The 12048-nt window shown below is 45.8% G+C and carries 6 protein-coding genes; 2 read left to right on the top strand and 4 right to left on the bottom strand.

The genetic code is table 11. From position 1 onward, the window contains the following. The first annotated feature begins 7 nt into the window (after positions 1-7). Together L0U88_RS08025 and L0U88_RS08020 are read left to right on the top strand one after the other, a co-directional pair. A complete protein-coding gene (locus L0U88_RS08025) occupies positions 8-1390 on the top strand; it encodes an ammonium transporter (protein ID WP_234865352.1) in 1383 nt (460 codons plus the stop codon). A 133-nt stretch (positions 1391-1523) separates the two neighbouring features. Next, on the top strand, positions 1524-2636 hold the full coding sequence (locus tag L0U88_RS08020) for a porin (protein WP_234865350.1): 1113 nt from the start codon (positions 1524-1526) through the stop codon (positions 2634-2636). Between the two features lie 66 nt (positions 2637-2702). On the opposite strand, the gene L0U88_RS08015 is transcribed toward L0U88_RS08020, so the two are convergent. The 4 genes from L0U88_RS08015 to L0U88_RS08000 all read right to left on the bottom strand — a co-directional run bounded on the left by L0U88_RS08015 (position 2703) and on the right by L0U88_RS08000 (position 11862). Then, complete coding sequence (locus tag L0U88_RS08015) at positions 2703-4838, bottom strand: FN3 associated domain-containing protein (RefSeq protein WP_234865348.1); 2136 nt, start codon at positions 4836-4838, stop codon at positions 2703-2705. Positions 4839-4846: 8 nt separating this feature from the next. Then, positions 4847-6298 (bottom strand): DUF1501 domain-containing protein, encoded by a 1452-nt coding sequence (locus L0U88_RS08010; protein ID WP_234865346.1) that lies wholly within the window; start codon positions 6296-6298, stop codon positions 4847-4849. A gap of 24 nt (positions 6299-6322) precedes the next feature. Then, positions 6323-8557, bottom strand: a complete 2235-nt coding sequence (locus L0U88_RS08005) for a PSD1 and planctomycete cytochrome C domain-containing protein (protein WP_234865344.1) — start codon at positions 8555-8557, stop codon at positions 6323-6325. A 719-nt stretch (positions 8558-9276) separates the two neighbouring features. Further along, complete coding sequence (locus L0U88_RS08000; RefSeq protein ID WP_234865342.1) at positions 9277-11862, bottom strand: phosphoenolpyruvate carboxylase; 2586 nt, start codon at positions 11860-11862, stop codon at positions 9277-9279. Between the last annotated feature and the right edge of the window lie 186 nt (positions 11863-12048).

Raw genomic sequence — 12048 nt, 5'->3', positions numbered from 1 at the left:
AACTGAAATGAGTAAACTGACGATCAAACAGGTAGCCCCCTTTCTGATTTTGGCTGCTGTTTCTGTAGCGGCGCTCTTTGCCCCAACCGTTGCAGATTTCGCTGACCCCGACAAGGTTTATAATGGGGCAGATATTGCCTGGATCCTGGTAGCCTCAGCCCTGGTATTTCTTATGACACCCGGACTTGCATTTTTTTATGGCGGAATGGTACACAGGAAGAATGTAATCTCCACTATGATTAAAAGTGTGGTAGCAGCAGGAGTTGTTAGTGTTTTATGGGTGTTTTTTGGATACAGCCTTTGCTTCGGAGAATCTATCGGAGGTTTTATTGGTAATCCTTTTACCCATATGTTCTGGAAAGGCGTTAACAGTGGTGAACCGGTTGGTGGCATCCCCAAATCCCTGTTTGCGGTATTCCAGCTGATGTTTGCGATCATCACACCGGGACTCGTAGTAGGAGCTGTGGCTGAAAGAATCCGCTTCACTTCCTATATCTTATTTATTGTACTGTTCGCTGTTTTAGTATATGCACCTCTCGCACACATGAGCTGGCATGCAGATGGGTTCCTCCTGAAAATGGGAGCACTTGACTTTGCCGGTGGTACAGTAGTACATATTTCTGCCGGTTGTGCAGCATTGGCAGGTGCACTGGTATTAAAGCGTCGCCAGGTACACATGGAACATAAAGAAATTCCTCCTGCAAATATCCCTTATGTATTAATCGGAACCGGTTTGCTGTGGTTCGGCTGGTTTGGTTTCAATGCAGGTTCTGCACTGGGTGCTAATGCGCTGGCAGTTTCTGCTTTCATTACTACAAATGTTGCAGCAGGTGCAGCCGGTTGTAGCTGGATGTTCTTTGATGTAATGCGTGGCAAAAAACCATCTGTTATCGGTTTCTGTATTGGTGCAGTGGTTGGCCTGGTTGCCATCACGCCCGCTGCCGGATTTGTAGCTATTCCACAAAGTATTTTCATTGGCGTGGTAGCTGCCCTGATTTCAAATCTGGCTGTTTATTACAAGCAAAAATCTTCCCTGGATGATACACTGGATGTATTCCCTTGTCACGGTATTGGTGGTATGGTAGGTATGCTGATGACTGGTATTTTCGCCACAACAGCAGTAAACAGTGCGGGCCAGGATGGTCTGTTCTACGGAAATGCAGCCTTCTTCCTGACTCAGTTGAAAGCCATGCTGATAGCAGTAGGATACAGCTTTGTAGTTTCTTATGCGATATTCAAATTCATCAATTTCCTGTTGCCATTGCGGGTTAGTTCTGAAGAAGAAGAACTTGGACTGGATGAAACCCAGCACAATGAAAAATACCTGCAGGGAACATTGCTGGTTCACAATAACGGCAAATTGAAAGAAGAAGAGCTTTCTGAAATTTAATAACCAACCAAAACTAACTGCACTCTCCACTTTTGGGCCAGGCAGTAAACGAGAAAAAGGTACAGCATATTGACAAACTTCTGATACAAGTTTATCGCCGTACCCTTTCCCTTAACACTTAAAATGTTTCACAATGTTACAAAAATTATTGGCAACAGGCATTGCGCTATCCTGTATAACAATTAGCCATGCCCAGACTGCCGAATCAACCCAAACAACCAGCACCGCGGAAGCGGCTGCCACCCCACCCGAAGAAAAAAAACCATTGATCAGCTTTTCCGGATCCGCTGATGTTTACTACCGATATGATTTTGGAAAACAGGCCGGTAACAATCGTACCAGCTTTACCAATACACATAACAGTTTCGCGCTTGGTATGGCCAGCCTGAAAGCTGAACACCAGGGCGATAAGATCGGCGTTGTGCTGGATCTTGGTTTTGGCCCACGCGCCAAGGAATTCACCTATGCAGACGAAGGTATTACCCAGGCTATTAAACAGCTCTATGTCAGCTATGCTCCAACCGATTGGTTGAAGTTTACTGCAGGTACCTGGGCAACCCATGTTGGATATGAACTCGTTGATCCACAACTGAACCGGAACTACAGCATGTCTTACATGTTTTCCAACGGTCCGTTCTCTCATACCGGTCTGAAAGCAGAAGTATCAAAAGGGAAGAGCGGATTCATGCTTGGTATCTCCAACGCTACAGATTATCGCATTCCTCCAACTGACCAAATCAACCGGAAATTCATCCTTGCCCAGTATAGTTTCGCAGCAAGTGATAACCTGAAATTCTACCTGAATTATGTAGGTGGCAAAAATCCGGACACCTCTAAAACCAACCAGTTCGACCTTGTGATGACAGCCAGTATTTCGGATGCCTTCAGTATCGGTTACAATGGTACGGTTAACACTACCAAAACCTGGGATGGCGCTAAAAATGAATCCGGAAAATCCTGGTGGGGATCCGCCCTCTATTTAAACCTCGACCCTAAACCCTGGTTTGGCCTGACGTTGAGAGGCGAATACTTCAGTGATAAGAATCAGTTCAAGATTCCAACTGCAGGACCAGATGGAGCCAGCCTTTTTGCCACTACCCTATCAGCCAATTTCAAAGTAGGCGGACTGACATTCATTCCAGAATTCAGGGTTGAAAATGCTTCAGAAGAAATTTATGCAGACGCAAATGGTACCGGTAAAAAATCAGCAGGCAGTTTCCTGCTGGCCGCTATCTATAGCTTCTAACCACTGTTTCACATATGGCAAGCAATCGTTGATCGTCCCCCGTTTCTACGGGGGACTCTTTTTTTACTAGTTGAGGAACATTTCATCTACCAGTAAAAGATATCGGTTCTTCCCTTTTTGATAAGGCCGGGCAATAATCTTGAGATAAGAAACCTGCTTCATGGGCATCTCTTTTTGTACCAATTTTAAAGACGGCTTTTCTCCCTTGAGTGGTAAAGGAGCAGTGATTTTTGTAAGTAGTTTAGGAGATTCAGCCCCCGCAGCGCCCCACACTTCTACAACAGCCGGAGGGTAAATGCCGGTAGCTTCTTCCACCATATAATGCAATCCAACCGAAGTCAAAGGAATGGCTTGATCAAACCTTGCTTCCAGCACCAAATCATTATTTCGCACTCCCGCCCAGTAATTCGCCCAGGCAGGATTATTGGCGCCAATCGCTCCCAGCTTCCGGTTAAAAAATGTTTCCGCTCCCTCAGCCTGGTGAACATCATTGAGTTTGCTAAGTAAACGAACACTATCCGGAATAAATGAATTCTTCAAAAAGTCAAATGTTGCCACCTCACTGGAATACCATCCAGGCTTGAATACTTTTGCTTTTATCGTTGTATGTTGTTGCAGTATGGTATTTCCATCAAATATTGGAGAGCGTATACTGTCAGGCTCTGAGCCATCCATGGTATAACGGATCGTTACTCCTTTTACCGGATGATACAACTCCAGCGGTAATGCTTTAGGGAAAACCATCTCCTGATTCCTGACCTGGGGCGGATTTAATTTCAACGTATCCACTCCTGTGTCAATAAAGCCTTCCACTATATTGATTTTTGGAAAGTTTTTCTTCAGACTGATCACATCTTCCGGATTTACTGCTGTATTCCAGATAGCAATAGATTGCAATGCTTTGAAACCAGGAAGATAATTGGTAAGCGCTGCATGGCTGATCTTTGTCCCCGATATCGCCAATGAACGCAACTGTGGCAATGCAGCCAGTGTTGCCAATCCCGCATCCGTTATATCTGTAAAATTCAAATCCAGCTTGCGAAGATTTTGAAACTGTTGTAAGGCAGACAGATCGGCATCTTTTACCGGAAGTTTATTGAGATTGATGGAAATCACCTGCTTACGAATGGAGGATAATTCCTGCAGGTGTTTTACTGTATACTTGTTCCGATTATACAAGGCAACTTCCAAAGCAGGAGTTTCGCGATCAACTGGTTTAATTGAGCGGTCAAAATTATTGAGTTGCGTGATCGTGTTCTCATCTGCAGCAGCAAAATCAAATTGTTCAGCCAATTGACCGGATGGTTGTAAAAGCGACTGCGCGAGTATGCGCAATGAATCAGTCTCGGGAAGCTCCATCAGCCTGCTATGAAAACTGGCATCTCCATCAATCCACCTGGTTAACAACTCAACTTCTACTGGTGTCAATTGCGGCTTTCCCTGAGGCGGCATGTGCTTTTTTTCTTCCAGTGGAAGATGAACCCGCTCCAACAATAAACTGAGATCTGAATTACCCGGAATAAAAAGCCTGCCCGTTTTTCCACCTTTCAACATGGCCAGGGTATCAGTGAGGTTGAGAGCACCCTTCATCTTCTGCACACTGTGGCAACTTGCACATTTTTGTTGCAGAATGGGCTGAATGACATGCGCATAAACAATGGCCTCCTCCAACACAACGGGAGCCTCTTTCTTTTGAGCAAGTATCGGTTCCAGAATAAAATTTTCACCATGCGAGAGGCTGGCACCATAATGGCCGGTTATCCAAAGAGCCGGTACTATCAAAAGAGAACCAAGCCATTTTGTAACAACTGGTTTTTGTTTCCTTGTACTCAACCAGTACAATCCTGCTCCGCAATAAAACAGTAGGGCGCCACTCCACTTGTGCCAGTTGAGCGCTTCACCGGTATATCCCTCTTCCTTTGATAAAAACAATCCCATGATCACCGTTATACCGGAAAGCAGGCTCCCCCATAATAAAAAAGCCTGGGCCATTTCAAGACTTCGGGGCATCCATAATAGCAGCAATGCAACTACCAGCAGCACGATTGGAAAATGTAAGAGCATGGGATGCATCCTGCCAACCGGCTGCAGCCAGTAAGGAATCTCCAGGTATTGTTCAAATAACAACAGAAAGCTGGCAAGAAGCAGAACCGCCAGCAAACATTGTTCGGTTACCAGCCTGATTTTTGAGTACCACTGCATAAGGAGGATTAACTAATGATGTTTCGAACTACTTCTCCGGAAATATCGGTTAAGCGGTACCGGCGACCAAGATGTTTGAAGATTAGTTTTTTATGATCGAGGCCCATTTGATTCAGAACGGTTGCCTGAAAATCATGCACGTGAACAGGGTCCTTAATGATGTTATATCCAAGTTCATCCGTTTCACCATAAACAATGCCTGGTTTAATACCACCACCTGCCATCCAGATACTGTAGCAACGGGGATGATGATCACGACCATAATTATCCTTTGTCAGCTCTCCCTGGGTATAACTGGTTCGCCCGAATTCTCCACCCCAAATTACAAGGGTCTCATCCAGCAATCCCCTTTGTTTTAAATCCATCACCAGAGCAGCAGATGCCTGATCTACATCTTTGGCTTGTTGTGCAATTTCATAGGGAAGATTGCCATGCTGATCCCATCCCTGGTGATACAGCTGAACAAAGCGGACCCCATTCTCTGAAAGTTTGCGAGCCAGGAGACAATTCGCAGCAAAGGTTCCCGGTACGAGGCAATCAGGACCATAGAGCTTTACAATACTCTCCGGCTCTTTTGAGATATCCATCACTTCAGGAATAGCTGTTTGCATCCGGTAAGCCATTTCATATTGCTGAATGCGGCTGGCGATTTCAGGATCACCAAATTCCAGGTAGGATTTTTCATTCAATTCCGCAATCTGGTCAAGCATGATGCGTCGGGATTCCCTGCTCATACCATCCTGGTCGCGCAGATATAGAACCGGATCCTCCCCTTTGCTGAATTGCACCCCCTGGTGAACAGAATCCAGAAATCCATTGGACCACAATTTGGAATACACACCCTGACCATTGCCCACGCCACGGGATAGCAATACGGTAAATGCAGGCAGGTTGTTGTTTTCATTCCCCAATCCATAACTCAACCAGGCGCCCATACTGGGACGATTCCCCTGTTGCGCGCCGGTTTGAAGAAAGGTAAGTGCAGGATCATGATTGATTGCTTCGGTATACATCGATTTAATGATACACAACTCGTCTGCAATCTTAGCAGTATACGGCATCAGGTCACTTATCCAGGCACCTGATTGACCATATTGCTTAAAGTCTACGAAGGAGCCTACCAGCGGAAAGGCTGATTGGTTAGCTGTCATTCCGGTCAGGCGCTGTTTACCTCTCACAGATGGAGGAATCTCCTGTCCATGCATTTCACGCAGCTTAGGCTTGTAGTCGAACAGTTCCTGTTGAGAGGGTGCTCCATTTTGAAACAAATAGATGATCCGTTTGGCTTTTGGAGCAAAGTGCGGAACTCCTGGTGCCCATCCTTCCTCAGCACCAGCACCTGATAACAAATCAGGCATCAGCAGTGATCCCAGTGCCATACTACCAACACCGATACTCATGGCAGATAAAAAACGCCGCCTGTTCCAACTGAACCCATGTTCTATGATTTCTTTATCCATTGCGCTGTATTGATTATCTCCTAATCAGGATTTGGTTATGGTTTCTTCTAGGTTATAGATAGCTGTTATAACCCGCATCAGGGAAGCGATCTCGAGGATGTCAGCTTGCTGCGGCAGGGGGCTTTCTCCCACCCGGATCATTTTCTGAGCGGTTGATTTGTCCATTGTTGTTCGCTCCTGCTGATAATAATTCACGAGTACCTCAGTTTCTTTTGCATCCGGATTCCGGCATACAATTCTTCTGAAAGCCTGCTTGATTTTTGCCTCGGGTGCTCCTGCTTCCTGTTGCAGTTTAGTTGCCAGTACCCGGGCAGCCTCCAATACAGTTGGGTCATTCAACATAACCAGTGCCTGCAACGGAGTGTTGGTGCGAAGTCTTTTTACCTCGCAGATATCCCGGTTGCTCGCATCAAAAATAGACAAGGCAGGAGGAGGTACCGTACGTTTAATCAGTGTATACATCCCTCTCCTGTAAAGCGCTGCACCATGATCCTGCGTGTAAATCGAAAGTAAACCACGACCGGAGGTAGCTCCTTCCCACAATCCTGCAGGCTGATAAGGTTTCACACTTGGTCCGCCTATTTCAGGATTCAGCAACCCACTGCTCGACAATACCAGGTCGCGGATGAACTCAGCATGTATCCTATACCTGGGCCCACGGGAGAGATAGATATTCTCCGGGTCTTTCGCCAGCTTTTCTTTGGATACAATTGCAGATTGGCGGTAAGTGGCAGATGTTACCATCAGCTTTACCAGTCTTTTTATATCCCAGTTATGTTCCCTGAAATCCACTGCCAGCCAGTCCAGCAATGCGGGATGAGAAGGCAGATCTCCCTGCATCCCGAAATCACCAGAGGTTTTGACAAGTCCTCTTCCAAAAAACTCCTGCCATAACAGGTTAACATATACTCTTGACGTAAGCGGATGCTTTGGATCAAAGAGCCATTTGGCCAATCCCAGTCTGTTTTTGGGGTAGCTGTTATCGAATGGAAGAATGGATACCGGAGTTGCGGGCTCTACTTTTTCACCCGGAGCATCATACTCACCGCGATGCAGCACAAAAGTTGGACGTATGGTATCCAGTTCGCCCATCACAGAAACGATCATTTTGCCCGTATCTGTTTTGTTGATGAACTGAAGCATGTTGGTAACATCCGCATTGGTGATTTGCATCATGGGTTTCTTGGCATAGGTTTCCGGTCCGCCTATCACCGACTCAATTCCTTCTTCCCGGATATTGTTGAAAAAGGAGTAGAGCTGAAAGTATTCCTTTTGGGAAAAAGGATCGTATTTATGATCATGGCAGCGGGCACATTCCATCGTAACGCCCAGTATTCCTTTACCGAGCAAATCAGTACGATCGCTAACATACATAACCCTGTATTCTTCCGGGATCACACCACCTTCTTCGGTAATCTTATGATTGCGATTGAATGCAGTAGCAAGCAGTTGTTCCATGGAAGCATCGGGCAGCAGATCGCCTGCCAGTTGCCAGGTTACAAATTCATTATAAGGTTTATTTTCATTGAACGCATGGATCACCCAATCACGCCAGGGCCATTGGGTGCGATACCCATCATCCTGGTATCCATGTGAATCAGCATACCGTGCAAGGTCGAGCCAGTGCAGGGCCATTTTTTCACCATAAGCAGGAAGTGCTAATAACTGATCTACCATCCGCTCATAGGCATCCGGTCTTGTATCTGCAAGAAAAGCATCCATCAGTTCAACGCTGGGAGGAAGACCGGTGAGATCCAGGCAAAGCCTTTTAAGCAGTCTTTCTTTGTCGGCCGGTTCATTTGGTGAGAATCCCTTTGCCTCCATTGCAGCCAGGGTGAAAAAATCAATTTCATTAATCGGCCAGGCGGACTTTTTAATGGCAGGCGGGGCCTGTTTGCGCGGAGCAACAAAAGCCCAGTGATCTTCATAGCGTGCGCCCTGCTTAATCCATTTTTTTATGATGGCAATTTCCTGGCTGGTCAAACTCAGGTTCGAATACAGGGGAGGCATCAGCAGGGAAGTATCCTGCGTGGTTATTCTCAAAAAAGCATCGGATTCATCAGGTTTTCCAGGCACCCAGGCATGTGCAGATGGATTGTCCTGGAGTGCCTTAAACGCACTGTCTTCGATATCCAGTCGTAATCCGGCTTCTCTTTTATTGGCATCCGGGCCATGACAACTGAAGCATTTATCAGACAGTATAGGTCTTACATCAAAATTATAGCTAACGGAATCCGGAATTACGGAAGCTGTTTGCATACTAGTGTTGTCACAGGAATACAGCAACCCACCAACCAGCAAAAACAGCAATACGGGAATGAAAACGTTTCTTCTCAGAATCATTTGGCAGCAACGGTTTAGTCAAATTATCGTGTGAGAAATTACTGCTTTCCTGAAGTTACGGCATCCTGTTCTATCCTGAGAGCATGGAACGGGAGACAAAGGAAACGGGAAACAAAGGAGGCAGGAGACAAAGGAGAATGGAAACAAAGGAGGCAGGAGACAAAGGAAACGGGAAACAAAGGAGACTGAGCCAATTATACTGGTTTTTGAGCCAATTATGGGCTATTGTGAGCCAATTATGGCAGATTTTGGGGCAAATTTGGAGTAAAATGAGCCAATTCAGACATTGTATGAGCCAATTCCCCAATGCCCTAAAAACAGAAGCTATCGCCTTGTATTTCAGTAACAGCGGGCTTTTCAGGAAAAATAATGTACAGGGCAGGCTGCGCTTTCGATCAAATTTTTTTAATTTATCCTACGCCATCCTACGTGATCCTACGTCTTCCCAGGTATTTCATTTGACCCAGCTTCAGCCCAGATACGTCCCACCACCGGTGCTCCTATACTCCCTCCCCCCTCTTCCTTTCCTCCCTTCTCCTTTGCCCCCCGCCTCCTTTGCCACCCCGTCCATGTTTTCACGTTTCACTTTTCACATTTTTCACTTCTCACGTTTCACGTTTCACGTTTCACTTTCCTTACGCCGAATTCCTACCCGCATTAATAATACCAAAGGAACAACGCATCACCAGCTTTTCATACGTAGTTTTCATGCCTGCAGCAGGATCATGCGGACTGCCGGCTTCCAACTCACGCACACGGGTAATCGCATATTGCTGTATGGTTGTAAGGGGTAAAACAATACGTTCCCGCATGGAAACCGATAATTGTTCCACCGGATAATCAGCCATCAGTTCCGTATTACCTGAAAGGAGCAACACATATTTTCGGGTGAGTTCGTATTCGCTGTAGATCATATGCCAGATCTCTCCAAACTCTTTGTGATCGGCAAGGTGACTGGTAAGCGGGAAATAACATTTCAGCATGGCCATCTCACAGTTATCAATAAGCGTTTTAAAGAAAAGGGAGTGCTGGTACATCTCTTTTACTTTCTTCCATTCGCCGCGTTCTTCAGCCAGTTTCAATGCAGTACCCACACCGTAATATCCTGTCACATTCTGCTTTAGCTGACTCCAGGCACCGACAAAGGGAATAGCGCGCAGATCACTTAAACTCAGCCGGGTTGCAGATCCGCGTTTGGCTGGCCTGGATCCGATATTGGTAGCAGCATAAAAACGCAATGCACTTGCATGCGAAAGATATTCCAGGAATGTCGGATGATTCTTCAGTGCCGAGTAGGCATTAAATCCATCATTAGCAAGCTGCAATAACAATGCTTCCTGTCCCTGATCCAGGGTTGCCCGGGTTGAATGTTTAGCAGCGGCCGACAGTCCGGCATTCAGCAATTGTTCCATGTTAAACTGTGCCGCATCAATAGTTCCGAAATTGGAACTGATGGTTTGTCCCTGTATGGTCAACTGAATTTCCTTACTGGAAACATCCTTGCCCATCGAAGCATAGAACTTATGTGTTTTGCCACCACCTCTTGCAGGCGGACCACCTCTGCCATCAAAGAACAAGACATCCAATCCGTATTTTGCAGACAATGCAGTCAGTTCTTTTTTAGCCTGTAAGATGCTGAAGTTAGCCATGAGGTATCCGCCATCCTTGGTGCCATCCGAAAAACCAAGCATGATGGTTTGTTTATCTCCTCTCCTTTTCAGGTGCTCACGATAAACCGGAAGCTGGTATAAGGCATCCATGATAGCACCTGCCTGCAGTAAATCTTCAATCGTTTCAAACAGCGGAACGATGTCCACTGTCAACTCTTCTTTTTTCCAGCCACCGAGCAAAAACAGTCCGAATACTTCCATCACATTGGCAGCGCTGGTACAATGACTGATGATATAGCGATGACAACCAATTTCTCCATTCTCCTGCTGAATGCGGGCGATCGCTTTTACAGAAGCAAGCGTATCGGCATGTACAGCTTCCCTGAATGTTGGATCAGTTGCCAGTGCAGGCAATTTACTGAGTTGATCCAGGCGTTCCTCTGGTGTGAGACTACTGTACAATCCGGAAAATATGTTACCAGATTGAGAGATCACTTCAAAGAAGGATTCATGAACAGAGCTATCCTGCCGAACATCCAGCGATGCATAGAATAAACCAAAGGCCCGGATCTTTTGAATGAGGTTATCAATCCGGTCGGCGAATAAACCATTGTGTTGTAAAACGATGGTATCCCTCACCTGCTGCAATTGACGGATCATCGAATCTGCACTCAGGCTGCGCGATGGCTGCTCACCAAATACCTCGTTGTACAACTGCTTTTCCAGATCCCCAATCAACTGATCGGTTTCTTTAAACGTGAGTCTTCTTTTCAGTCGCCGTACATCCAGGTAATATTGTTTGATGATACTCGAACGAAGGGCGGCAGCTACCTGGATGGTAGTGTCTGCCGTAACAAAAGGGTTACCATCGCGATCTCCGCCAGGCCAGAAACCCATTTGAAGCAAGGGTTGATTATTATTCACTTTGCCGGCCAGTTCGCTATCGGCATAGGATAAAATTTTACCAACAGCAGGATAAAAAACATTATCCAGGTACCAGATCAGGCTCATCGCCTCATCAAATGGAGTGGGCTTCTGTTTTTTAAAGAAAGGGGTTTTCCCTAATTGCTGCAGATAACTATTTACGAGAGAGGTATTATTCTCCTGCAAGGCCTTGGCCAGGTCATGAATAATTCCAAGAACAGAGCCCGGATAAAACTGAGTTGGATGCGCGGTTAATACCATGCGCACACAGAATGGATTTTTTTCCAGCTGGCTGGTATCCAGATCCGGCTGCTGTAAAAAAGAGGCGAGTTGTTTCAGCGTACCCGGACCGGAAAAATCATTGATCTTACTGAATGCGGCATCTTCCAGCGCATCAAAAAGCACTACCTGTCTTTCCACATACTGCACAAAGCGAAAAAGTAAATCTGCTTTTTCCTGTTCCGTTCTGAAACTGGTGTGGCTTGCAAAAAAATCATCCAGAATCTGTAAAGGAGTCTTTTTCTTTTTATAACCTTCTTCACAAACATTCAGCAGAACCGAAAGCAGGATGCCGGTCTTTTCAATCCGGTGAAACGGCAATGAAGTAAAGAGACTGTTGTACAATTGAAACTTCAGCGCAACTTCACTTTTAAATTGTTGAAGGGCTGCCGGGTCAATTTTGGCCATATGGGGTAATTTATTCGTTGTTAAGGGCAGCAATCGGGCCATGAATATACCAAAACAGTTGCACTTTGACCGTTGGTAAAACAGATCAAAAAAAATTTAAAACTAACGCTTGTTATAAAAATTGGCTGTGGTAATTTCATGCTCGATTCATGGCATTCATTTCTACATACACAACTACTACCACTA

The sequence above is a fragment of the Flavihumibacter fluminis genome (assembly GCF_021491375.1).
In the GTDB taxonomy this organism is placed as follows: Bacteria; Bacteroidota; Bacteroidia; order Chitinophagales; family Chitinophagaceae; genus Flavihumibacter; species Flavihumibacter fluminis.
The sequence above is the reverse complement of the archived record's forward strand: the minus strand, read 5'-3'. Positions and strand labels throughout refer to the sequence as shown.

Bases quoted from the DNA above. Each gene is read 5' to 3' on its own strand.
- L0U88_RS08015 (WP_234865348.1), bottom strand. From the start codon at position 4,838: ATGCAGTGGTACTCAAAAATCAGGCTGGTAACCGAACAATGTTTGCTG.
- L0U88_RS08010 (WP_234865346.1), bottom strand. From the start codon at position 6,298: ATGGATAAAGAAATCATAGAACATGGGTTCAGTTGGAACAGGCGGCGT.
- L0U88_RS08000 (WP_234865342.1), bottom strand. From the start codon at position 11,862: ATGGCCAAAATTGACCCGGCAGCCCTTCAACAATTTAAAAGTGAAGTT.
- L0U88_RS08020 (WP_234865350.1), top strand. From the start codon at position 1,524: ATGTTACAAAAATTATTGGCAACAGGCATTGCGCTATCCTGTATAACA.
- L0U88_RS08025 (WP_234865352.1), top strand. From the start codon at position 8: ATGAGTAAACTGACGATCAAACAGGTAGCCCCCTTTCTGATTTTGGCT.
- L0U88_RS08005 (WP_234865344.1), bottom strand. From the start codon at position 8,557: ATGCAAACAGCTTCCGTAATTCCGGATTCCGTTAGCTATAATTTTGAT.